Origin of the sequence: Novosphingobium huizhouense, assembly GCF_020179475.1 — a bacterium.
In the GTDB taxonomy this organism is placed as follows: domain Bacteria; phylum Pseudomonadota; class Alphaproteobacteria; order Sphingomonadales; family Sphingomonadaceae; genus Novosphingobium; species Novosphingobium huizhouense.
This window is the reverse complement of the sequence record NZ_JAILXZ010000001.1, coordinates 552,966-576,102: the sequence shown is the minus strand read 5'-3', so window position 1 is coordinate 576,102 and position 23,137 is coordinate 552,966. Positions and strand designations below refer to the sequence as shown.

The following is a 23,137-nucleotide window of genomic DNA, read 5'->3' as shown; positions in this document are numbered from 1 at the left end:
CACAGATAGGAAAGCAATCCACGACGAAGTCGTCCGAACCGGTTCGACAAGCCGGGGGCGAGGTCCTACCTATGTGGCAATGGGCGAATCCACCGACATGTTTGGCGATCTTCCCGAGCAGGAAGAGTCAGGACCGAGCGCCGAGGAACTCGAGGCAGCGGGACAGGCGTCGATGTTCGGCGATCCCGCGCCTGCGCCCGCTGCGCCGGTCAACAAGCCCGCGCCGACCGCCGAGCCCGCGCCAGTGGCCGCACCGGCAACGCCCTACCGCGTGCTGGCGCGCAAGTACCGGTCGCAGACCTTTTCCGAACTGATCGGGCAGGACGCGATGGTCCAGACGCTGGCCAACGCGATCAAGCGCGAGCGGCTGGCGCACGCCTTCCTGATGACCGGCATCCGCGGGGTCGGCAAGACCAGCACCGCGCGGCTGATCGCCAAGGCATTGAACTGCGTGGGGCCTGACGGGCAGGGCGGGCCGACGATCGACCCGTGCGGCGTGTGCGAGCCTTGCGTCGCCATCGCCGAGGGGCGGCACATCGACGTGATCGAGATGGACGCGGCGAGCCACACCGGTGTCGACGACGTGCGCGAGATCATCGAGGCGGTGCGCTATGCCGCGGTCAGCGCGCGCTACAAGATCTACATCATCGACGAAGTCCACATGCTCAGCCGCAATGCGTTCAACGCGTTGCTCAAGACGCTCGAAGAGCCGCCGGCGCATGTGAAGTTCCTGTTCGCGACGACCGAGGTCGACAAGCTGCCGGTGACGGTGCTGAGCCGCTGCCAGCGCTTCGATCTCAAGCGCATTCCGCCCGCGCTGCTCGCCAGCCATTTCGCGATGGTCTGCTCCAAGGAGGGGGTCGAGGCCGACGAGGAGGCGCTGGCGATGGTCGCCGCCGCCGCCGAGGGATCGGTGCGCGATGGCCTCTCGATCCTCGACCAGGCGATCAGCCATGCCGACCTTGCGACCGGCGGCGAAGGCCCGACCCGCGTCACCGCCGAGGCGGTGCGCGAGATGCTGGGCCTCGCCGACAAGACGATGCAGCGCCGCCTGTTCGCGGCGATCCTGAGTGGCGATGGCAATGCGCTGCTGGCCGAAGTCGCGCACCAGTACGCGCTGGGGATCGAGCCGGTGGCGCTGATGCGCGCGCAGATGGACCTGGTCCACAAGGTGACCGTGGCGCAAGTCTCGGGCACGGTCGAGGCGCGCTCGGCCGAGGAGCGGCAGGCGCTAGAGGACTGGGGCAAGGCATTGAGCGCGGGGCAGTTGCACCGCCTGTGGCAGCTGATGCTCAAGGGCCACGACGAAGTGCGCAGCGCGCCCGACCCGCTGGCGGCGGCGCAGATGGCGCTGCTGCGCGTGTTGCACGCGGCCGACATGCCCGACCCTTCGGGGCTGGTGAAGAAGCTGGAGGAACTGGCGGCGCGACCGGTGGTCGTGCAGGGACCGGCCGGCGATCCTGCCAGCGCGGCGGCAGGGGCGGCGGCGGGGGCCGCAGCAGGGGCGGCAGGCGGATCGACCGGCTTCATGACCGCGCCCGCGTCGGTGCCGGTCGCGCTCGACTGGGAGGCGCTGGTCGAGCAGGTCGAGCAGATGTCGCCGTTGACCGGTTCGTCGATGCGTCTGTCGGTGCGGGTGATCGAACTGCGGCAGGGCTTCCTGCGCTACGAGCAGGCGCCGGGGCTGCCGGGCGATCCGACGCAGGACATCCGCAAGGCGCTGCAGACCGCAACCGGCGCGCCCTGGATCGTCGAGCGCGGGCAGGCCGGCGACGGCGTGGTGGCGCTGCCGAGCCTTGTCGAGGCGAAGGAACTGCGCGAAAGGCAGGCCGAGTCCGAAATGATGGACGATCCGCTGGTGAAGGCGGCCTTTGCCGCGTTTCCGCAAGCGAAGATCGTCGACGAGGAAAGCTCGCTCGAGCATTCCCGAAAAGCCTGGAGCAGACGCGCATGAAGTCGATGGAAGAAATGATCCAGGCCGCCCAGAAGGCGGCCGAGACGATCCAGAAGCAGATGGAGGACGCGCAAGGCCGCCTCGATGCGATCGAGGTCGAAGGCGCGGCGGGCGGCGGGCTCGTCAAGGTTCGCGCCTCGGCCAAGGGCCGGGTGATCGGCGTGAGCGTCGACGACAGCCTGCTCGTGGCTTCCGAAAAGGGCATCCTCGAAGACCTGATCGCGGCGGCGTTCAACGACTGCCGCGCCAAGGCCGACGCCGCGGCGGGCGAGGAAATGCAGAAGGTGCAGATGGCGGCGGGCATCCCGCCGGGGTTCAAGCTGCCGTTCTGAGCAGCGACGGCGCGCCGTCGGCAACGATCACAGCAGGGGGGTAAGGCATGTTCGGATTGATTGCGGCGCTGGCTCTGGCGGCGGCAACTTCGGAACCCGAGGTTCCGGCGACGACCAGTGTCGTTTCGGTAGGGCCGGCGGCAAAGATGACGCCGCGGCTGCGCGCGATCATGGACAAGAGCGACGGCGAGACGCGCGAGACGGCCTACCGCATCACCCGGCTGCGCGACGAATACGCGATCGTCAACTTTCGCGGCGCCACTCCGATCTCGCAGGAGTCGGTGACCGAAGGCGGCAAGTTCGACGTGCTGACGGTGCGGGTGGTGGCGACCGGCGAGATCCGCAAGATGTGGTTCGACCTTTCGCTGTTGGGGAAGGGTTCGGGGAAGGCTTCGGGGAAGACTTCGGGGAAGGCGGCCCGCGGGCACCGCTAGCCGCCTCGTCCGGGCGCGCCCGCAAGACGCTCCGGCGACGGCCCGTCATACTGCCGTTACAGCTATGTCGACACTGTGACAGTTTTCTGTAAGGCGTGACCCTCGATGGCGCCGGGACCGACACCGCCCGGCGCCGTCGTCGCACGAGGAGCAGAACTGCCTTGAGCCTGACCATACTGGCTGCAGCCGCAGCCCTGGCCGCTGCGCCAGCGCCTGCCGGGCCGACCCCTGCGCCCGGAACCCAGTCGCCCAGCGCCGCCCAGCCTCCGATCGTGGTGCCTCCGATCGCGCTGCCCGGGCCGACCGGCGCAAACGACACCTCTTCCGCCGACACCCCTTCCGCCGCGAACGCACGGCCTGCCGGCGCGGAAGGAGCAATTGGCGGCGCAGCAGGGGCGCAGGGCGGCGCCGGCGCGGGCGCGCCCGACGCGGCCCCCGCGACCACGCCCGCGGGCGATGCGCAAGGCGGCGAGATCGTCGTCGCCGGGCACGGCAAGCCGCCGCCGCAGGACCCGATGCAGGCGGTCAACCTCAAGTCCTACGAAGTGGTGCAGAAGGTCGACGACAAGTTCGTCGCGCCGATGGCGATGGGCTACCGCAAGGCGCTGCCGAGCCCGGTGCGCGCGGGCCTGCGCAATTTCCTGTCGAACCTGACCGAGCCGGCGATCGCGCTCAACTTCCTGCTGCAGCTGAAGCCGGGCAAGGCGGCGGAGACCGTCGGGCGCTTCGCCATCAATTCGACCGTGGGCGCGGCGGGGCTCGTCGACGTGGCGCGGCGCAAGCCGTTCAACCTGCCCTATCGCCGCAACGGCCTTGCCTGGACGCTGGGCTACTACGGCGTGGGACCGGGCCCCTACCTGTTCCTGCCGCTGGTCGGGCCGACCACGGTGCGCGACCTGTTCGGGCTGACCATCGACCGGGCGCTGCTGCCGCTGGCGGTGGGCAAGCCGCTGACCGACCCGACCTACGTGGTCAGCTCGAACGTGATCAAGTCGCTCGACGACCGGGTGCAGACCGATGCCGAGCTGCGCCGGATGCGCGATGCCGACGATCCCTACGGCTCCTACCGCAAGGCCTACCTCGCGCAGCGCCAGGCCGAGATCGACCACTTGCGCGGCCGTGACCGCAAGCCTGCGCCTGCGCCCGCGGCGGCGGTGCAGCCCGCGCCCGCCGCGATGGCCCCGGTTGCGCCTGCCCCGGCGGCTGTTGCGATCCCGGCGCCTGCTTCCGCCCCGGCGCCGACGTTCGTGGCCAATCCGGTGGTCCAGCCGCTGCCGGACCCGCGCTGACCGTCAGAACGTCGCGGCAAGGCCCACGGTCCAGCGCCGCGGCGCGCCGGGGCCGGCGAACCGGCTGCTGGTGGCGTCTGGCGCTTCGGGAAGCGGGACCTTGTCGATCTCGCCGAACGTGCCGAAGGTCGCATAGCGCCGGTCGAACAGGTTCTGGACCTCGCCGGTCAGGGCAAGCCCGCGCGAGAGCGCGACATGGGCGCGCAGGTTGGCGATCAGGTAGCCCGGAACCGGCGGCACGAGGTTGGCCGCATCGCCCCGCAGGACCTGGCTCGACCGCGCGACGAGGTCGCCGCCCAGGCCGAAGGTGCTTGCGGTAAAGTCGACCGAAAGCGTGGCGCTGTGGCGCGGGATCCCCGGCAGGCGATCGCCCCGCCGCACGGGAATCGTGCCGGTGACCGGATCCGCCCCGGGGTTCTGCGGGCTCGACAGGGTCAGCGCGGAGAGGCTGGTCGCATCGGCGAAGGCGTAGCTCGCGGCGATGCGCCAGCCGTCGCGGGCCAGCTTGAGCGAAGCGTCGAGACCCTGACGCCGGGTGCGGCCGATGTTGGTGAACCACGACCGGCCCGGCACGCGCGAGGCGACGTGCTGGATGTCGTTCTGGTTGACCGTGCGGTAGAGCGAAAGCAGCCCGTCGACCGTCCAGCCGCCGAGCGAGGCGGAGACCGCCGCGCCGGCTTCGAGGCTGCGCGCCACGACTTGTTCGAGGTGCGGGTCGGCGACGAAGAAGTTGGCGAGGCTGCACGGCGCCTCCTCGTCGGCGCACGACAGCTCGGCCGGGGTGGGCATGCGGTTGGTTTCGGCATAGCCGGCGCGCAAGGTCAGCGCCCGGCCGACCTTCCAGTCGAACTCGATGCCGGGGTTCAGCCGCCGGTAGCGGTGGCTGCCGTCGAGATCGTCGCCGAGGTGGTCCTCGAGCCGGATCGTGCCGCTGTTCCAGCGAAGGCCCAGCTCGACCGCGAGCCCCGGCAGCAACGGCAGCGTGTCCGACAGGAAAAGGCCCCAGGCGCCATTGTCGGCGGACAGTGCGACCGGCCCGATCGGACCGCCGGGCGCGACATCGAGGCCGGTGCCGGTCACCTGGCGGTCCTCGCCGATCAGGCCGACCTCGACCGCGGTGGAAAAGCGCGTCGTGCCGGCATCGCGGCTCATTCCCACGGCGAGGCGGTTGGTGCCGGCGAGCAGCGGGCGCTGGTCGATCAGCTGCACCAGCACCCCGCCGCTGCGGGTGCGCAGCGCGGCGCGATTGAGCACGCCGTAGATCGGCGCGCGCGCCGGGCGGATCTTCGCCGCGCTGATCCCGATGCCCGGGAGCAGGGCTTCCTCGTCGTTGAGGTCCTCGGCGCACAGTTCGCTCGAGTCCTCGAGGCAGGGGTCGATTTCGGCGGTATCGCCGTTGAGGCCGCGCAGGCGCACGATCTGGCCGTAGAGCGTCGCCTCGATGCGGCTGTGCCGGCCGAGCACGAGCGTGGGATGAAGGCTGGCGCGGGCGTAGCGGCTGCGCGACCGGTCGGGCCAGGTATAGACCGCGGAACGCCGGGCGGCGAGCAGCTCGACCGGCGCGGCGCCGTTGCCGGTGAGGTCGCTCTCGGCGAGGAGCAGCTTGGCGTGGAGGCCGCCGACGCCGGGCGCGTCGAGGCCGAGATCGGCGAAGAGGTTGGCGAGCTGCGAAGGGCTGTGGTCGCGCCAGCCGTCCTCGCGGCGGTTCTGGCCGGCGAGGAACCAGCTGAAGCGGTCGCCCGCGCCGCCGGCCGAGACGCTCGCTTCGCGTCGTCCGTAGTTGCCGCCCGACAGCGTCATGGCAAAGCCCGGGTCGCTGCGCCCGGTGGCGGTCTCGATCACCAGCGCGCCGCCGAGCGCGTTGAAGCCGAACACCGGGCTCGAATCGAGCAGGGTCACCTTGGCGATCGCCGCGTCGGGCAGGAGGTCGAAGCCGACCGTGTCGCCGAACGGCTGGTTGAAGCGTCCGCCATCGAGATAGACCGCCAGGCCCTGCGCCTCGCCCTGCAACGGCGAGGCGAGGTAGCCGCGGTAGGCGAGCGTCGGTTGCCACGGATTGCCCTGGACGTCCTGCAGGGTGATCCCGGCGATGTCGCGGCTCAGCGCGCCGAGCAGGTCGGGACGGCCGGCGCGGGCGATGGCGGCGCGATCGAGGGTGAGCGCATCGTCGCGGTCGACGTCGCCGCCGGGCGCCGAGACGACGATCTGTTCGGGAGGGGGACTCCGGTCGGGCAGGGACGCTGCGCCGCGCTCGCCCGTTTCCGCCTGCGCGGCGAGCGGCGCGCCGGCGGCGACCGCGAGCGCCGTCACGAGCGCCGCCAGGCGCGCGCGCGCGGGTCGCGAACCCCGATCGCCCGGTCCTTTATTCCTCCCCCGCATCCGGAGACGCCTAGAATCGGGCGCGACGCGGTGCAAACGGGAAAGAATTAATTCCGTTAATTAAGGAGTTACGCCCTGATCGGCAGGGCAGCGGGCCAGTGACTGCGCGAAGGGCAGGAGGTGCGCGAGCGGGCGGTCGCCAAGGCGCGGGACGAAGGTGACGTCGCGGATCGCGGCGTCGAGCTGCGAGTGCGGCAGGCCTGCGGTAAACAATTGCCCTGGCGAGAAAAGAGGTGGCGCGCGAGCCGCACGCTTTCGCGCGACCGGGCGTCGTCGCCGAGCCGGTCGAAGTCTCAGGCCTGGACCGGCCGGGCATCCCCTCGGCCCCCGAGGCATCGACAAGCGGCAGCTCGCGCCGGCGCCGCCGATGATGACTGTACGGGAGCGGATCATTGCGCCCTGCGGAGCCGATCCGGAAGCGGGCGCGAAGGCGGGCGGCCCGCAAATGCGCATTCATACCTAATATCACATTACCAATGCAGCGGTATGGGTGCTCTTGCGGATGGTAAGGGGCCATCCACAACCCTTGTGGCACATCCCATTGCAGGGTGCGCCGCCGCCTCCCATATCCGGGACAAGCGCCGCCGGGGCATTCGTGGCCCGTTTGCGCGGCTGGACGGAAGAAAACAGATGAATCTCTATCCCCTGCTCCCCTTGCGCGACATCGTGGTGTTCCCCGGCATGGTCGTGCCGCTGTTCGTCGGGCGAGAGAAGTCGGTCGCCGCGCTCGAGGCGGCGATGGCCGGCGACAAGGACATCTTCCTGCTCGCCCAGCTCGACCCCGGCTGCGACGATCCCGATCGCGACGATCTTTACGACACCGGCGTGATCGCCTCGGTGCTGCAGCTGCTCAAGCTGCCCGACGGCACCGTGCGCGTGCTGGTCGAGGGCCACCGCCGCGCGGGCATCGAGGCGCTGCGCGAGGAGACCGGGGCCAACGGGCCGATGCTGGTCGCCCAGGTCGAGGCGATCGAGGCCGACGAGGTCGAAGGCCCCGAGGTCGAGGGCATGATGCGCCAGGTGGTCGAGCAGTTCGGCGAATACGCCAAGCTTTCGAAGAAGCTGCCGCAGGACGCCGGCGCGCAGCTGGGCGACATCGAGGAGCCGGGCAAGCTGGCCGACGCGGTCGCCGCCAACCTTGCCGCCAAGGTCGCCGACAAGCAGGCGGTGCTGTCCGAGAGCGATCCGCTCAAGCGGCTCGAGATGGTGCTCTCGTTCATGGAGGGCGAGCTCGGCGTGCTGCAGGTCGAGCGAAAGATCCGCGGGCGCGTGAAGCGCCAGATGGAGAAGACCCAGCGTGAATACTACCTCAACGAGCAGCTGAAGGCGATCCAGAGCGAACTGGGCGGCGGCGACGGCGAGGAAGCCAACGAGCTGCAGGAGCTGCAGGACAAGATCGACAGCCTCAAGCTGTCGAAGGAAGCGCGCGCCAAGGCGCAGGCCGAGCTCAAGAAGCTCAAGACGATGCAGCCGATGAGCGCCGAGGCGACCGTCATCCGCAACTATCTCGACGTGCTGCTGGGCCTGCCGTGGGGCAAGCGCAGCAAGCTCAAGAAGGACATCGCCGCCGCGCAGGGCATCCTCGATGCCGACCACTACGCGCTCGACAAGGTCAAGGACCGCATCGTCGAGTACCTCGCGGTGCAGGCGCGCACCAACAAGCTCAAGGGGCCGATCCTGTGCCTCGTCGGCCCGCCGGGCGTGGGCAAGACCAGCCTCGGCAAGTCGATCGCCAAGGCGACGGGCCGCCAGTTCGTGCGCCAGTCGCTGGGCGGCGTGCGCGACGAGGCCGAGATCCGCGGCCACCGGCGCACCTACATCGGCTCGCTGCCGGGCAAGATCGTCACCAACCTGCGCAAGGCCGGCACCAGCAACCCGCTGTTCCTGCTCGACGAGATCGACAAGCTCGGCCAGGACTTCCGCGGCGATCCGGCCTCGGCGCTGCTCGAGGTGCTCGACCCCGAACAGAACGCCAAGTTCCAGGACCACTACCTCGAAGTCGACATCGACCTGTCGGACGTGATGTTCGTGTGCACCGCGAACAGCCTGAACCTGCCGCAGCCGCTGCTCGACCGCATGGAGATCATCCGGCTCGAGGGCTATACCGAGGACGAGAAGGTCGAGATCGCCGAGCGTCACCTGATCGCCAAGCAGATCGAGGCGCACGGCCTCAAGGCCGGGGAGTTCGAGCTGACCGAGCCGGCTCTGCGCGACCTGATCCGCTACTACACCCGCGAGGCCGGCGTGCGCACGCTCGAGCGCGAGGTCGCGCGGCTGGCCCGCAAGGCGCTGCGCCAGATCCTCGAGAAGAAGGCCGAGACCGTCGTGGTCACGCCGGAGAACCTCGCCGACTACGCCGGGGTGCGCAAGTTCCGCCACGGCGTGTCCGACGAGGAGAACCAGGTCGGCGCGGTCACCGGCCTTGCCTGGACCGAGGTCGGCGGCGAATTGCTGACGATCGAAAGCGTGACCGTCCCCGGCAAGGGCGCGGTGCGCACCACCGGCAAGCTCGGCGAAGTGATGAGCGAAAGCGTCCAGATGGCGTTCAGCTTCGTCAAGGCGCGCAGCCCCGCCTATGGCATCAAGCCCTCGATCTTCCAGCGCAAGGACCTGCACATCCACCTGCCCGAGGGCGCGGTGCCCAAGGACGGGCCGAGCGCGGGGATCGGCATGGTCACCGCGATGGTCTCGACGCTGACCGGGATTCCGGTGCGCGCCGACGTCGCGATGACCGGCGAGGTCACGCTGCGCGGCCGCGTGCTGGCGATCGGCGGCCTGAAGGAAAAGCTGCTCGCCGCGCTGCGCGGCGGCATCAAGACGGTGCTGATCCCGGAGGAGAACCGCAAGGACCTGGCCGACATTCCGGCCAACATCCTCGCCGGGCTGGAGATCGTGCCCGTGGCCCACGTCGACGAGGTGCTGGCGCGCGCGCTGGTCGCCCGGCCCGAAGCGATCGAATGGACCGAGGCCGACGACCTCGCCAGCCAGCCGGCGCCGGCAATCGGCGGGCCGACCGCGGCGCAAACCGCGCACTGAGCGCGCGCCCGAGGCGTTTGCGGGCAAATGCAGGGGTGGCCCCGCGCGCAAGGAAATTGCGCGCGGGGCGCCTGCTGCCGGGATTCGACGGGATTCCGGGGATAAACGGCGGTTTTTCGTCGCATTATCCTTTGACAGCCGATTCTTTCTCGTCTCTCTTCCCGCGCACCCGAAAGGCGATTCCAAACCGCAGTTTTCCCAAGAAAAGGTAGGGGGTTCCGCAATGAACAAGAACGATCTGATCAGCGCTGTTGCCGACGCGAGCGGCCTTTCGAAGGCGGATGCCACGAAGGCGGTCGAAGCCGTGTTCGATTCCGTCTCGGCCGCGCTCGCCAAGGGCGACGAAGTGCGCCTGGTCGGTTTCGGCACCTTCTCGGTCGCCAAGCGCAAGGCCTCGACCGGCCGCAACCCGCGCACCGGCGAACCGATGTCGATCAAGGCTTCGGCCCAGCCGAAGTTCAAGGCCGGCAAGGGCCTCAAGGACGCCGTCAACTAAGACGCGCGTTCTGCTTCCGCGGGTCCGGCTTCGGGTCGCCGGCACGGGAAGCGAAACCACATCGAAAGGGCCGCGCCGGCATCCGGCGCGGCCCTTTTTTCATGGCCGTGGGTCGGCGCGCGTCGGCCGGCGGGGAAGCTGGCGCAACGGGCCTGCCATCCCCCGGGCGCGTCAGCGCGCCAGCCGGACGAGCGCGGTCGGCGCCGCGGCGGTGCGCGCATCGACCTTCCACGACAGGCGCTGGGCGCCGGCCGGGTCGGGGTGCGGGCCCTCGTCGGTGTTGTTGGCGAGCACCTCGCCGTCGGTGCGGATGGCGAAGCGCCCGTCGAGCACGACCGGCGCGTCCTTGCCCGCGGCGGCATCGACCAGTCCGGGCAGGTGCGGGTTGGTCGCGGCGGGCGAAAAGGCCGGCGCATCGATGCGCACCGTGCCGTCCTTGCGGCGCAGCACGGTGACGAAGGGCACGACCATCGGCAGGCGCTCGATCACCGGGAAGCTGAAGTCGTGGTCGAGCCGGCCGGTGGTCTCGTACACCACGTCGAAGCGGCCGTTCCCCCGGGAGACGACCGAGGTCCAGCCCTGCTGGCGCGACAGGCGCGCGGCGAATTCCTGCGCGGCGCGCGGATCGGTGGGATCGAGCCCGCCCATCAGCGCCGCCATCGCCTTGGCGTTGCGCGCCTCCTCGGCCTGCCGCGCCGCCTTGTCGCGGCCGCGCCCGGCCTGCCAGCGGGCGCGCTGGTCGGCGATCTCGCGGGCGGTGCAGGCGCGGGATTCGCCCGCCGGGGTGGTGCAGGTGTCCTCGACGAACTGCTCGACGGTATCCTCGCTGCCGGTGCGGCTGCCGTCGGTGCTGCTGCTGCCGTTGCGCGCGGCCGAGGGCGGCAGGGCGAGCGGCAGCAGCACGATCTCCCCGGCATAGCGGAAGGCGAAGGTGCCGTCGCGGTTGAGCGTGAGGTCGCTGGTGAAGCGCCCCGGCTGGAGCATGCACGAAGCGAGCGCGAGCGCGGCGACGATCGCCGCGGCGGCATTGCGGATGGTGGTCAAGGTCATGGCGCTCGGGTCCCCTTTGCGAGCAGCGGCGTGGCGGGCGCACCATGCCGCACGGCGCCGGCCGGCGCGAGAGCGAAGGCGGGGGCAGGGGGGCGGGGGGGGGTGGCAGAAGGGGGGCCCGGAAGCGGGCGCGAGGAGGATGCGGCCGGCGCGCTCAGTCCTCGTCGTCGAGCGCGGCGCGCGTCGCCACCGCGTAGAGCGCGATCGCCGCCGCGTTCGACACGTTGAGGCTCTCGATCGCCGAGCTGATCGGCAGGCGCGCGATCGAATCGCAGTGCTGCGCGACGTTGTGGCGCAGGCCTTCGCCCTCGGCGCCGAGCACCAGCGCGACCGGCCCGGCCGGGACGGCCTGGGGGAAGGTCGCGGTGCCGTCGCCGTCGAGGCCGATGCGCCAGTAGCCCGCCTCCGAGATCGATTCGAGCGCGCGCGAGAGGTTGACCACGCGCACCCACGGCACGGTCTCGAGCGCGCCCGAGGCGGCCTTGGCGAGCGTGCCCGATTCGGGCGGGGCGTGGCGATCCTGGGTGATCATCGCGGCGACCTCGAACGCGGCGCAGCTGCGCAGGATGGCGCCGACGTTGTGCGGATCGGTGACCTGGTCGAGCACGACGAGGGTGCGGCCCTCGGCTTCGTCGAGCACGTCGTCGAGCGCGACGTCGTCGAGCGGCGAGCAATCGAGCACCAGCCCCTGGTGCGGCGCATCGCGCGCGACGAGGCGGGCGAGGTCGGCGGCCTGCGCATATTCGACGGGGAGCGACGAGGGCAGCTCGGCGTCGTGGTCGTCGAGCATCGCCTGGATCGCCTCGCGCGTGCCCCACAGCTTCTTGGCGGTGCGATTCGGGTTGGTCAGCGCGGCTTCGACCGCGTGGCGGCCCCACAGGCGGACCGCGCCGGCGCTGCCGCGGCCCGAGCCACGCCCGCCCTGCATCCGCCCGGCGCGGCCGCGCAGCGCGCGGTTGGGCCTTGCGGCGGGGTCACGGTCGCGATTGTGCGGGGGCATGGCGATTACCTTCCTGCTGGGGACTTGCCGAAAATATCGCGCGGCCCATGCCAGCCGACCCATTGACAGGCAAGCGATGCTTCGCCAAAGGGGCGCCTCTCTCGGCCGGACGGCGCCCCTGCGGCGCTCGAAAAATGGGGCCAACCTCTTACGGGGAAACGCCTCGCACCGGCAATCTGGTGTGGACAGGTGGCCGAGTGGTTAAAGGCAGCAGACTGTAAATCTGCCCGCGCAAGCGTACGCTAGTTCGAATCTAGCCCTGTCCACCACCAGCCTTACACCGCCAGCGTAATTCGCCATCGGTCTTGTCCATCAGCGACCGCGCCGATGACCGTCGGCGTCCGGCGGTTTCGCCGCGCTTAATCGAGCGATTAATTGGTCTTGCGCCGGTGGGACGGCTGCGTCACCTTGGCGGCCATGAACACGATAAGAATCCCGGTCACGGGGGGGATCGCGATTACCGCGGACGAGCTGGGCCCGAAGGGCGCGCCGACGGTGATCCTGGGGCACGGCGGCGGGCAGACCCGGCATAGCTGGGATCGCGCGGGTCAGGATCTCGCCGCGGCGGGATACCATGTGCTCAACTACGACCTGCTCGGCCACGGCGAAAGCGACTGGGAGCCCGCGGGCGACTATTCGCTGCTGCGCCGGGTCGAGGACCTGCGCTGCATCATCGCGGCGGCGGGCAGGCCCTATGCCTTCGTCGGCGCCTCGCTCGGCGGACTCTCGGCGATGGCGGCGGCGAGCCACGGGCTGGAGCCGGCTGCGATCGTGCTGGTCGACGTCGTCGCCAAGCTCGCGCCGGCCGGCGTCGAGCGGATCGTCGGCTTCATGACCGCCAATCCCGACGGCTTCGCCAGCATCGAGGAGGCGGCGGACGCGATCTCGGCCTATTATCCCGACCGGCCGCGCCCGACGAGGCTCGACGGCTTGCGCAAGAACCTGCGCGAAGGCGCGGACGGGCGGTTCCGCTGGCACTGGGACCCGCGCTTCATCCAGGGCGACCGCGACCACCAGACGATCCCCGACATGCTCGCGGCGTCGGACTGGGGCAGGCGCATCCCGACGCTGCTGGTGCGCGGCATGAAGTCGGACATCGTCACCGACGAAGGCGTCGAGGACTTGCGCCGGCGGGTGCCGACGCTCGAGGTCGCCGACATCGGCGGCGCCGGGCACATGGTCGCGGGCGATCGCAACGACCTGTTCAATGCCGCCACGATCGGTTTCCTCACCCGCGTGATGCCGCCCTTGCCCGCGTGATGCCGCCCTTGCCCGCGTAAGGTCGAACCGGCTTCAGCTGGGGCAGGGGCGCGCGCAGTCGATTGGCTGGTGGTGGTGATAGACCACCGGCATGCTGCGTTCGAGCGCGTCGAGCGCCTCGTCCTGGGCATAGCCTGCGTAATCGCGCAGGAAGCGCAAGGCGACTCCGCGCGCGACCATGATCGCATCGCATTCGGACACCGGAAGCCGGCAATCGGGGCAGATTTCCAGCGAACGATGAGGCAACCCGGTGCTCCGCAACCTGGGGGACCGCGCCCCCGAAATGTTACATATCCCGGCTAAAACATTGATAAATGTATTTTTCCGACAGTTTTGCGGCGCCCTGCGACGCGAACTGCGCGGATTTCGCGCCGCGCTTGTCGCCGCCGCCCGCAGCGCCTAGATGGGTGCGATGCCCGGAGACATACTCGATAACCGGGGTCGCGGCAGCGCAGGCTGGTCCTGGCCCTCGATCCATCCCGAAGGGCGCAAGTTCGCGCTGATCGCCGCAGCGGTCTGCGCGCTTTGCGCCTTCATGGCGTGGGAAACGCTGGCTTGGCCGCTCGGCGGCCTGACGCTCGGCATCCTCGCCTTCTTCCGCGATCCGGTGCGCGTCACCCCGCGCGACGACAGCCTGGTGATCTCGCCCGCCGACGGCCTGATCACGCTGATCCAGAAGGTGCCGCCCCCGCGCGAGCTGTCCGCCGACGACGGCAGCGGCATTGCCGGCATGGGCGAGGCGCCGGTCACGCGCGTGTCGATCTTCATGTCGGTGTTCGACGTCCACATCAACCGCACCCCGATCGGCGGCACGATTCGTCGCGTCGTCTACATTCCCGGCAAGTTCCTCAACGCCGACCTCGACAAGGCGAGCGAGGAGAACGAGCGCCAGCACTTCCTGGTCGAGCGCAGCGACGGGGTGAAGATCGGCTTCACCCAGATCGCCGGGCTGATCGCGCGGCGCATCGTGCCCTTCGTCAAGGGCGGCGACATCGTCGCGGCCGGCCAGCGCGTGGGCCTGATCCGCTTCGGCAGCCGGGTCGACGTCTACCTGCCCGAAGGCACCGAGCCGCAAGTGCTGATGGGCCAGAAGGTGGTCGCGGGCGAGACCGTGCTGGCGCGGATCGGCGAAGCGCCGGCGATCGAGGGCGTCGGCCAGTGACGCCGGCGCCGGGCGGCGACCGGCTCGACGGCGACGACTTCGGCCGCCAGCGCCTGCCGCGTGGGCTGACCTTGCGTGCGCTGGTGCCCAACGCGATCACTTCGGCGGCGCTGTGCTGCGGGTTGACCGGCATCCGCTTCGCCATCGGCGGCGATTTCCGCAGCGCGGTGCTGGCGGTGATCCTTGCCGGCGTGCTCGACGGCATCGACGGGCGCGTCGCCCGGTTGATGAAGGCGCAGTCGCGCTTCGGCGCCGAGCTCGACAGCCTGTCCGACGCGATCTCGTTCGGCGTCGCGCCCGCGCTGATCCTCTATCTCTGGTCGCTGCAGGAAGTGCCGCGCTTCGGCTGGTTCGCCGCGCTCGCGCTGGCGGTGTGCTGCGCGCTGCGGCTGGCGCGCTTCAACGCGCGGATCGACATGGCCGAGCAGCCGCACAAGAGCGCCGGGTTCCTGACCGGCGTGCCCGCGCCAGTAGGGGCGGGGCTTTCGTTCCTGCCGCTTTACCTTTGGATGGCGAGCGGGCGCGAGGAGTTCCGCGAGCCGGTGGCGGTCGCCGCCTGGGCCGCGCTGATCGCGTTCATGATGATCTCGAACATGGCGACGCTCGGCTGGGGGGCGATGCGGCCGCGCCGCTCGATCCGGCTCGAGGTGATCGCGCTGTTTGGGCTGGTGATCGCCGCGCTCCTGACCGAGCCGTGGCTGACGCTGTCGGCGATCTGCGTGGTCTATCTCGCGCTCGTGCCGCTCGGGCTTGCGCGCTATGCCAGGGTCAGGCGGCAGCGCGCTGCGGCAGCGGGGCAGTAGCGCGACGCACCGCGCGCTGCGGCGTGCGGCGCAGGCGGGCGAACGACAGCGGCGAGGCCGGACGCGCTTCGCCGGTCATGTGAACCAGGAACACGCGATCCTGCTCGAGCGAGCGCATCTCGCCGACGAGGCGCGCCAGCGCGCCCTTCTGGCTGCGGACGGTGAGGAGCATCGATGCGACCGCCGCGAAACCGGCGCCTGCGATCACGAGCGAAGCGAGAACTGCGAGCATTCCATCGGCCTTTCAAACCCGGGCAAGTCCTCTCGTCGCAAACGCTTGACAACAGGGGGATTGCCTGTGGATAACTCCGGCTTCGAGCGGGCGTTCCCGTTCGCTGCGCCGTTGGAACGATTTGTTCCCCTTTTGTTCTTGCTCGTCAAGGACATTCCGCGACCGGACGCCGCTTTTTCGCGATGATCGTTGGAAACATTCGTTTTTTCGTCGCAAATCGGTCGGCGATCACGCCCTGTCCGGCGCCGCCGCGGGTGCTCACCAGTCCGAATCGGTGCAGGCTATTGCCCCGGCGCCGGTGCAGGCGCTGATCGGGCCGGGCGGGAGGCCGACAATTTCGGTGGATTTCGGGGTGACGATCGGCTAGGCGCCGCGCTCGCCCGGGACGGGAATCGGCGCAAGTCCGCGTCCGTTTCCGCCAGCCCCGGGCAAATCCACACGGGAAACGCACATACCGGTGCCGTCCAGCGGGTTCCTCCGCGGCAGGTTCCAGTTTCCCGGAGGCACAACCGGAAAGGAAAAGACTATGGCGGCTCCCGTCGTCACCATGAATCAGCTCGTCGAGGCCGGCGCCCACTTCGGCCACCAGACCCACCGCTGGAACCCGCGCATGAAGCCGTACATCTTCGGCGCGCGCAACGGCATCCACATCCTCGACCTGTCGCAGACCGTGCCGCTGATGGCGCGCGCGCTCGAATTCATCCAGGCGACCGTCCAGGCGGGCGGCAAGGTTCTGTTCGTCGGCACCAAGCGCCAGGCGCAGGAGCCGATCGCCCAGGCCGCGCGCGCTTCGGGCCAGCACTACGTCAACCACCGCTGGCTGGGCGGCATGCTCACCAACTGGAAGACGATCTCGGGCTCGATCAAGCGCTACAAGGCGCTGGAAGAGCAGCTCTCGGGCGACACCACCGGCCTCACCAAGAAGGAAGTGCTCCAGCTCACCCGCGAGCGTGACAAGTTCGAGCTCTCGCTCGGCGGCATCCGCGACATGGGCGGCATTCCCGACGTGATGTTCGTGATCGACGCCAACAAGGAAGAGCTGGCGATCAAGGAAGCCAACGTGCTCGGCATCCCGGTCGTCGCGATCCTCGATTCGAACGTCTCGCCCGACGGCATCGCCTTCCCGATCCCGGCCAACGACGACGCCAGCCGCGCGATCCGCCTGTACTGCGAAGCCGTTGCCGCCGCCGCCACCAAGGGTGGCCGCGACGCGATGATCGCTTCGGGTGCGGACCTCGGCGCGATGGACGAACCGGCGGCCGAAGAGGCTGTCGAAGCCTGATCGCCGGATCTCGCATGACGGCGCTCCAAGCGGGAGCGCCGTCATCGAACTGACCCGGACACGACCTACGGGCCGCGGCAAGTGCTGCGGCCTCACCCGTTTTCAAGAACAAAGGACCACTGCGATGGCTTACACCGCCGCTGACGTGAAGAACCTGCGCGAGCGCACCGGCGCCGGCATGATGGACTGCAAGAAGGCGCTCGACGAGAGCAACGGCGATTTCGAGGCCGCGGTCGACGCGCTGCGCGCCAAGGGCCTTGCCGCCGCCGCCAAGAAATCGAGCCGCACCGCGGCCGAAGGTCTCGTCGGCGTGGCCGTCTCGGGCACCAAGGGCGTCGCCGTCGAGGTCAACTCGGAAACCGACTTCGTCGCCAAGAACGACCAGTTCCAGGACTTCGTGCGCAAGGCGACCGAAGTCGCGCTCGCGACCGGCGCTGCCGAAGTCGAGGCGCTCAAGGACGCGGCCTACCCGGACGGCGGCACCGTCGCCGAGAAGCTGACCAACAACGTCGCCACCATCGGCGAGAACCAGCAGCTGCGCCGGATCAAGCACGTCTCGGTCAGCAACGGCATCGTCGTGCCCTACATGCACAACGCCGCCGCGACCAACCTCGGCAAGATCGGCGTGCTCGTCGCGCTTGAATCCGAAGCCGGCGCCGACGTGCTCGAGCCGCTCGGCAAGCAGATCGCGATGCACATCGCCGCCGCCTTCCCGCTGGCGCTGAACGCCGACGACCTCGATCCCGAACTGATCGCCCGCGAGCGCAAGATCGCGGCCGAGAAGGCGGCCGAGAGCGGCAAGCCCGCCGAAGTCCAGGCCAAGATGGTCGACGGCGCGGTCGCCAAGTACGCCAAGGAAAACGCGCTGCTCAGCCAGCTGTTCGTGATGGACAACAAGACCCCGATCAGCCAGGTCGTCGATGCCGCGGGCAAGGCCGCCGGCACCAAGATCGCGCTGGTCGACTACGTCCGCTTCCAGCTCGGCGAAGGCATCGAGAAGGAAGAGACCGACTTCGCCGCCGAAGTCGCCGCGGCCGCCGGTCTCAAGTAAGCGCAAGCGCTTCGCTGGTCCCCGCGCGGGGCGGTCCGGGGCGACCCGGGCCTGCCCCGCGCGGGGATCGTCGCATCTGGCCCGCGCGCGCTTTGCCGCGGGTGTAGCGGGGTGGCGCAAAACCTTTGCGCCATGCCCTTGGCACGCGCCCCCTTGGGCGTATAAGGGCGCCCGAACGCGCCTCTTCAGCTAGCATCGGTCCTGTTCATGAGCCTCCCCCCGTTCAAGCGCATCCTGCTCAAGCTGTCGGGCGAGGTGCTGATGGGCAACCAGCAGTTCGGCATCGACACCGACTTCGTCGCCGCGCTCGCGGCCGAGGTGAAGGCGGCGCGCGACAGCGGGCTCGAAATCTGCCTGGTGATCGGCGGCGGCAACATCTTCCGCGGCATGGCCGGCGCCGCCAAGGGCATGGACCGCGCCCAGGCCGACTACATGGGCATGCTGGCGACGGTGATGAACGCGCTCGCGATGCAGAGCGCGCTCGAGCAGCTGGGCGTGCCCACCCGCGTGCAGTCGGCGATCGAGATGGACAAGGTGTGCGAGCCGGTGATCCGCCGCCGCGCCGAGCGCCACCTCGAGAAGGGCCGCATCGTGATCTTCGCCGCCGGCGTCGGCGCGCCCTATTTCACCACCGATTCCGGCGCGGCGCTGCGCGCTGCGGAGATGAAGTGCGATGCATTGCTCAAGGGCACCAGCGTCGACGGCGTCTACAACGCCGATCCCAAGAAGGACCCGGCGGCCAAGCGCTACGAGACCGTCGATTACGACACCGTGCTCGCCGACAACCTGCAGGTGATGGACGCGAGCGCGGTTGCGCTGTGCCGCGACAACCGCATTCCCATCGTGGTGTTCTCGATCCGCGAACAGGGCAACCTCGCCCGCGTTCTGGCGGGCCAGGGCACCCAGACCATCGTTCAGAAGGAAGCCTGATTCATGGCGAAGTACGACAAGGCCGATCTCGAGCGGCGCATGAAGGGCGCGGTCGAGGCGCTCAAGCACGACCTGACCGGCCTGCGCACGGGCCGCGCCAACACCGCGCTGCTCGATCCGATCACCGTCGAGGTCTATGGCTCGCGCATGCCGCTCAACCAGCTCGCCACGGTCTCGGCGCCCGAGCCGCGGCTGCTGTCGGTGCAGGTGTGGGACAAGTCGAACATTGGCCCGGTCGAGAAAGCGATCCGTTCGGCCGGTCTCGGGCTCAACCCGATCAACGACGGCAACAACCTGCGCCTGCCGATCCCCGACCTCACCGAGGAGCGCCGCAAGGAGCTGGCCAAGCTCGCCAGCCAGTATGCCGAAAAGGCCCGCGTCGCGATCCGCAACGTGCGCCGCGACGGCATGGACGCGCTCAAGACCGACGAGAACAAGAAGGAAATCTCGGAGGACGACCGCAAGCGCGCCGAGACCGAGCTGCAGAAGCTGACCGACGACCAGATCAAGGCGGCGGACGAAGCGGCGGCCGAGAAGGAAAAGGAAATCCTCGGCAAGTGAAGCTGAAGCCGGCCCAGAGCGAGGTTGCGCCGGGCCATGGGGGCGTTGCGGCGCACGGCGCCCGCCACGTCGCGATCATCATGGACGGCAATGGCCGCTGGGCCAAGAAGCGGCACATGCCGCGCGTGTTCGGCCACCAGCGCGGGGTCGAGGCGGTCCGCCGCACCGTCCGCGCCGCGCGCGAGATGGGGCTCGAGGCGCTGACGCTCTACGCCTTTTCGACCGAGAACTGGCGCCGGCCGGAAGACGAGATCGGCGCGCTGATGAGCCTGCTCAAGCGCTTCATCGTCGACGACCTCGACGAGTTCGCCGCCAACAACGTGCGGCTCAAGATCATCGGCGACCATTCGGCCTTCGCGCCCGACGTGGTCGAACTGATCGACAAGGCGCTGGCGCGCACCCGTGACAACGACGGCACCACGCTCGCCATCGCGCTCAACTACGGCGCGCAGGACGAGATCGCGCGCGCCGCGGCCAAGGCGGCGGCGAGGGGGCCGGTCACCGTCGAATCGATCGCGGCCGAGCTCGACACCGCCGACATGCCGCCGCTCGACCTGCTGATCCGCACCTCGGGCGAAGTGCGGCTGTCGAACTTCCTGCTGTGGCAGGCCGCCTATGCCGAGATGTGCTTCCTCGACGTGCTGTGGCCCGACTTCACCCCCGATCACCTCGCGCAGGCCCTCGCCGATTTCGCGCAGCGGGAGCGTCGCTTTGGCGGGCGCTGAGCCGAGCCTGGCGCCGGCGGCGAAGCGCAGCGACCTGCCGGTGCGGGTGGCCTCGGCGCTCGTCATGCTCGTGGTCGCAGGGCTGGCGCTGTGGCGCGGCGGGCTCGTGCTCGACGCCTTCCTCGGCCTTGCCGCGCTGGTCGTGTTCGGCGAATACGTCCGCCTCGTTTCGCGGATCGCGCCCGATCCCGCGAAGATGTCGGCGGCGGTGCTGACCGGCGCGATCTACATCGGCTGGGCTGCGTTCGCGCTGATCGTGATGCCGACGCCGCTGCTGGTCGGCATCATGGGCCTGGTCATCTGCACCGATACCGGCGCCTATTTCACCGGGCGGGCGATCGGCGGGCCAAAGATCGCGCCGAAGATCAGCCCGTCGAAGACCTGGGCAGGGCTTGCCGGCGGCATGGCCGCGGCTGGCATCTGGACTTCGCTTGCGACGCTGTTCGGCGGCTACCTCGTCTCCGCCATCGGTCCGACCGGGCCGAGCCTGGGCGAAGCGCTGCGCATCACCAACGTCGGCTTTGCCGCGCTTGCGGGCGCCGCGCTCGCGGTGCTGGCGCAGGCGGGCGACTTCTACGAAAGCTGGCTCAAGCGGCGCGCCGGGGTCAAGGATTCCTCGCGCCTGATCCCGGGGCACGGCGGGCTGTTCGACCGGGTCGACGGGCTGCTGCCGGTCGCGATCGTGGTCGGCACGCTGTGGGCGCTGGGGGCGGCGTCGTGAGCGCGCCGCGCAGCATCACCGTGCTCGGCGCGACCGGCTCGATCGGCGCATCGACGCTCGACCTCGTGCGCCGGAACCCGCGCGACTGGCGGGTGGTGGCGCTGAGCGCGAACTGTCAGGCGAAGGAACTGGCCGCGCTCGCCCGCGAGTTCGGCGCCGAGATCGCGGTGGTCGCCGACGAGAGCTGCCTTGCCGACTTGCGCGAGGCGCTGGCCGGCAGCGGGATCGCGGCGGCGGGTGGCGCTGCCGCGCTGGTCGAGGCCGCGGCGCGTGGCGCCGAGGTGACCGTCGCCGCGATCGTCGGCTGCGCCGGGCTCGCCCCGACGATGGCCGCGATCGAGCAGGGCCGCACCGTCGCGCTCGCCAACAAGGAAGCGCTGGTCTCGGCCGGCGAGGTGATGACCGCCGCCGTGGCGCGCTCGGGCGCGACGCTGCTGCCAGTCGATTCCGAGCACAATGCGATCTTCCAGTGCCTGTCGGGCAATGCCATCGACGACGTGCGCTGGATCACGCTGACCGCGAGCGGCGGACCGTTCCGCGACTGGAGCCTCGAGCGGTTGCACGAGGCGACCCCGGCCGAGGCGGTCAAGCATCCCAACTGGTCGATGGGCGCCAAGATCAGCGTCGATTCGGCCACGATGATGAACAAGGGGCTCGAATTCATCGAGGCGTTCCACCTGTTCCCGGTGGGGGTCGAGCGCTTGCGGATCATCGTCCACCCGCAATCGATCGTGCACTCGATGGTCGAATATCGCGACGGCTCGACGCTGGCGCAGCTGGGGCCCTCGGACATGCGCGTGCCGATCGCTTCGGCGCTCGCCTGGCCGCGGCGGATGGACACGCCCTGCGCCCCGCTCGACCTCGCCGCGATCGGCGAGCTGACGTTCCGCGCGCCCGACGAGGTGCGCTTTCCAGCGACGCGGCTGGCGCGCGAGGCGGCGATCGCCGGCGGCGCCGCCGCCGCGGTGCTCAATGCCGCGAACGAGGTTGCGGTGGCCGCGTTCCTCGATCGTCAGATCGCGTTCACCCGAATCGTGCAATGTGCGCAGGACGTGCTTTCGCGCGGCCTCCCGCCTGCGCCCGCTTCGCTCGACGATGTCGTCGCGGTGGACCGGGAGGCGCGGATCCGGGCGCGCGAGACGATGGAGCCTGTTCGTTGACCCCTGCGCTGCATTCCCCCGGCCTGCTGATCACCCTGCTGGCGTTCGTCCTCGTGCTCGGACCGCTGGTGTTCATCCACGAGCTCGGCCACTACCTGGCCGGCCGGCTGTTCGGGATCAAGGCCGACAGCTTCTCGATCGGCTTCGGCAAGGAGCTGCTGGGCTGGACCGACAAGCGCGGCACGCGCTGGAAGCTCTCGGCGCTGCCGCTGGGCGGCTACGTCCAGTTCGCCGGCGACATGAACGCGGCCGGAAAGGCCGATCCGGCCTGGCTGTCGCTGCCGGCCGAGGAGCGCAACCGCACCTTCCAGGCAAAGCCGCTGTGGCAGCGCGCGCTGGTCGTGCTGGCCGGGCCGGTGACCAACCTGCTGCTCGCGGTGCTGATCCTCGCCGGTTTCAACCTCGCCTACGGCAAGATGGTGGTGCCGCCGGTGATCGGCGCGATCCAGGCAGGCTCGGTGGCCGACAAGGCCGGGCTCAAGGTCGGCGATCGTATCGTTTCGTTGCGCGGAAGCGGCGTCGACAGCTTCCTCGACGTGCGGCTGCAGGTCTCGCAGCATCCCGGCGAGCCGCTCGACGTGGTGATCGAGCGCGCCGGCGCGCGCCTCGCCCTGCCGATGGAGGCGGGCACCAAGGTGCTGCGCGACCGCTTCGGCAACGAGCAGAAGATCGGCTTCGTCGGCATCGGCCCGGCGAGCGTGGAGCGCGTCGCCGTCGGCCCGGTCGGCGCAACCGCGGCGGCGGTCGGCCAGACGCGCGACATCATCGGCATGATGGTCACCGGCATCGGCCAGATCCTGACCGGCAAGCGCGAAGTGCGCGAGCTGGGCGGGCCGATCAAGATCGCAAAGTATTCGGGCGAGCAACTGGCCTCGGGCTGGGAGGCGTTCGTCTTCTTCATCGCCATGATCTCGATTAACTTGGGGTTCATCAACCTCTTGCCAATCCCGGTGCTCGACGGCGGCCACCTTGCGCTCTACGCGGCAGAGGCCGTCCGCCGTCGACCGGTGAGCCAGCGCGGGCAGGAATGGGCCTTCCGCACCGGTCTTGCGCTGGTGCTTGGGCTGATGCTGTTCGTGACGCTCAACGATGTCGCATCGCTCGGGTTCTTCGGAGGGTAGGCCGTTTTGCCGCGTTATCACCGGGCCGGCCGGCACCGGGCGGTGAAGGCGGAATTTTTCACAATATTGCGGGGCTAATCGAGTTCCGGTGGGCTTGCTTGCTTGATTGGCACGGCTGCATCGGGCACAGGGCTGCGATTGCCGGACGGCGGGCTGGAT

General features: G+C 69.8%; 22 protein-coding genes and 1 tRNA gene. 18 read left to right on the top strand and 5 right to left on the bottom strand.

The features are described from left to right. Positions 1–79: 79 nt before the first annotated feature. From K3A85_RS02835 to K3A85_RS02820, 4 genes are all read left to right on the top strand, one after another. Positions 80–1,954, top strand: a complete 1,875-nt coding sequence (locus tag K3A85_RS02835) for a DNA polymerase III subunit gamma/tau (RefSeq protein ID WP_225204982.1) — start codon at positions 80–82, stop codon at positions 1,952–1,954. After that, positions 1,951–2,286, top strand: coding sequence for a YbaB/EbfC family nucleoid-associated protein (locus K3A85_RS02830; protein WP_225204981.1), 336 nt, complete (start codon positions 1,951–1,953; stop codon positions 2,284–2,286). Before K3A85_RS02835 ends, K3A85_RS02830 begins: the two co-directional genes overlap by 4 nt. A gap of 47 nt (positions 2,287–2,333) precedes the next feature. Further along, positions 2,334–2,720, top strand: coding sequence for a DUF4919 domain-containing protein (locus tag K3A85_RS02825; RefSeq protein ID WP_225204980.1), 387 nt, complete (start codon positions 2,334–2,336; stop codon positions 2,718–2,720). Between the two features lie 161 nt (positions 2,721–2,881). Next, positions 2,882–4,009 (top strand): MlaA family lipoprotein, encoded by a 1,128-nt coding sequence (locus K3A85_RS02820; RefSeq protein WP_225204979.1) that lies wholly within the window; start codon positions 2,882–2,884, stop codon positions 4,007–4,009. 3 nt (positions 4,010–4,012) lie between these two features. Here K3A85_RS02820 and K3A85_RS02815 read toward each other — a convergent pair whose 3' ends face one another. Continuing rightward, on the bottom strand, positions 4,013–6,388 hold the full coding sequence (locus tag K3A85_RS02815) for a TonB-dependent receptor (protein ID WP_263624617.1): 2,376 nt from the start codon (positions 6,386–6,388) through the stop codon (positions 4,013–4,015). A 630-nt stretch (positions 6,389–7,018) separates the two neighbouring features. On the opposite strand from K3A85_RS02815, the gene lon reads away from it, so the two are divergent. Then, positions 7,019–9,424 carry an endopeptidase La gene (lon, locus tag K3A85_RS02810; RefSeq protein WP_225204977.1) on the top strand — a complete coding sequence of 802 codons (2,406 nt, stop codon included), beginning with the start codon at positions 7,019–7,021 and terminating at the stop codon, positions 9,422–9,424. Between the two features lie 55 nt (positions 9,425–9,479). Then, complete coding sequence (locus K3A85_RS02805; RefSeq protein ID WP_318248076.1) at positions 9,480–9,920, top strand: HU family DNA-binding protein; 441 nt, start codon at positions 9,480–9,482, stop codon at positions 9,918–9,920. 171 nt (positions 9,921–10,091) lie between these two features. Here the strand turns inward: K3A85_RS02805 and K3A85_RS02800 are convergent, their stop codons facing one another. Both K3A85_RS02800 and rlmB read right to left on the bottom strand, forming a co-directional pair. Then, the gene (locus K3A85_RS02800; protein WP_225204976.1) at positions 10,092–10,970 is read right to left on the bottom strand and encodes a hypothetical protein; all 879 of its coding nucleotides are present in this window, start codon (positions 10,968–10,970) and stop codon (positions 10,092–10,094) included. 154 nt (positions 10,971–11,124) lie between these two features. Next, the gene (rlmB, locus tag K3A85_RS02795) at positions 11,125–11,970 is read right to left on the bottom strand and encodes a 23S rRNA (guanosine(2251)-2'-O)-methyltransferase RlmB (protein WP_225204975.1); all 846 of its coding nucleotides are present in this window, start codon (positions 11,968–11,970) and stop codon (positions 11,125–11,127) included. Between the two features lie 183 nt (positions 11,971–12,153). On the opposite strand from rlmB, the gene K3A85_RS02790 reads away from it, so the two are divergent. Beyond that, positions 12,154–12,239 (top strand) — tRNA-Tyr (locus K3A85_RS02790). A 148-nt stretch (positions 12,240–12,387) separates the two neighbouring features. Beyond that, positions 12,388–13,230 carry an alpha/beta fold hydrolase gene (locus K3A85_RS02785; RefSeq protein ID WP_225204974.1) on the top strand — a complete coding sequence of 281 codons (843 nt, stop codon included), beginning with the start codon at positions 12,388–12,390 and terminating at the stop codon, positions 13,228–13,230. Positions 13,231–13,263: 33 nt separating this feature from the next. Here the strand turns inward: K3A85_RS02785 and K3A85_RS02780 are convergent, their stop codons facing one another. Continuing rightward, positions 13,264–13,476: a hypothetical protein gene (locus K3A85_RS02780; protein WP_225204973.1), complete on the bottom strand. Its 213-nt coding sequence runs from the start codon at positions 13,474–13,476 to the stop codon at positions 13,264–13,266. Between the two features lie 166 nt (positions 13,477–13,642). Here K3A85_RS02780 and K3A85_RS02775 point away from each other — a divergent pair, with 166 nt between their 5' ends. Both K3A85_RS02775 and K3A85_RS02770 read left to right on the top strand, forming a co-directional pair. Then, entirely contained in the window at positions 13,643–14,392 is a 750-nt protein-coding gene (locus K3A85_RS02775) for a phosphatidylserine decarboxylase (RefSeq protein ID WP_225204972.1), read from the top strand. Further along, complete coding sequence (locus K3A85_RS02770; protein ID WP_225204971.1) at positions 14,389–15,195, top strand: CDP-alcohol phosphatidyltransferase family protein; 807 nt, start codon at positions 14,389–14,391, stop codon at positions 15,193–15,195. Before K3A85_RS02775 ends, K3A85_RS02770 begins: the two co-directional genes overlap by 4 nt. On the opposite strand, the gene K3A85_RS02765 is transcribed toward K3A85_RS02770, so the two are convergent. Beyond that, on the bottom strand, positions 15,161–15,427 hold the full coding sequence (locus K3A85_RS02765) for a hypothetical protein (RefSeq protein ID WP_225204970.1): 267 nt from the start codon (positions 15,425–15,427) through the stop codon (positions 15,161–15,163). The genes K3A85_RS02770 and K3A85_RS02765 overlap by 35 nt on opposite strands. 526 nt (positions 15,428–15,953) lie before the next feature. On the opposite strand from K3A85_RS02765, the gene rpsB reads away from it, so the two are divergent. The 8 genes from rpsB to rseP all read left to right on the top strand — a co-directional run bounded on the left by rpsB (position 15,954) and on the right by rseP (position 22,978). After that, on the top strand, positions 15,954–16,709 hold the full coding sequence (gene rpsB / locus K3A85_RS02760; RefSeq protein WP_225204969.1) for a 30S ribosomal protein S2: 756 nt from the start codon (positions 15,954–15,956) through the stop codon (positions 16,707–16,709). A gap of 124 nt (positions 16,710–16,833) precedes the next feature. Further along, on the top strand, positions 16,834–17,760 hold the full coding sequence (gene tsf, locus K3A85_RS02755) for a translation elongation factor Ts (protein ID WP_225204968.1): 927 nt from the start codon (positions 16,834–16,836) through the stop codon (positions 17,758–17,760). A 207-nt stretch (positions 17,761–17,967) separates the two neighbouring features. Further along, positions 17,968–18,690 (top strand): UMP kinase, encoded by a 723-nt coding sequence (gene pyrH / locus K3A85_RS02750; RefSeq protein ID WP_225204967.1) that lies wholly within the window; start codon positions 17,968–17,970, stop codon positions 18,688–18,690. Positions 18,691–18,693: 3 nt separating this feature from the next. Further along, complete coding sequence (gene frr / locus K3A85_RS02745) at positions 18,694–19,251, top strand: ribosome recycling factor (RefSeq protein ID WP_225204966.1); 558 nt, start codon at positions 18,694–18,696, stop codon at positions 19,249–19,251. Positions 19,252–19,331: 80 nt separating this feature from the next. After that, positions 19,332–19,976, top strand: a complete 645-nt coding sequence (uppS, locus tag K3A85_RS02740) for a polyprenyl diphosphate synthase (RefSeq protein WP_263624682.1) — start codon at positions 19,332–19,334, stop codon at positions 19,974–19,976. Then, positions 19,963–20,697, top strand: coding sequence for a phosphatidate cytidylyltransferase (locus K3A85_RS02735; RefSeq protein WP_225204964.1), 735 nt, complete (start codon positions 19,963–19,965; stop codon positions 20,695–20,697). The genes uppS and K3A85_RS02735 overlap by 14 nt, the downstream gene beginning before the upstream one ends. Further along, the gene (gene dxr / locus K3A85_RS02730; RefSeq protein WP_225204963.1) at positions 20,694–21,857 is read left to right on the top strand and encodes a 1-deoxy-D-xylulose-5-phosphate reductoisomerase; all 1,164 of its coding nucleotides are present in this window, start codon (positions 20,694–20,696) and stop codon (positions 21,855–21,857) included. Before K3A85_RS02735 ends, dxr begins: the two co-directional genes overlap by 4 nt. Then, positions 21,854–22,978: an RIP metalloprotease RseP gene (gene rseP, locus K3A85_RS02725; RefSeq protein WP_225204962.1), complete on the top strand. Its 1,125-nt coding sequence runs from the start codon at positions 21,854–21,856 to the stop codon at positions 22,976–22,978. Before dxr ends, rseP begins: the two co-directional genes overlap by 4 nt. Positions 22,979–23,137 lie beyond the last annotated feature (159 nt).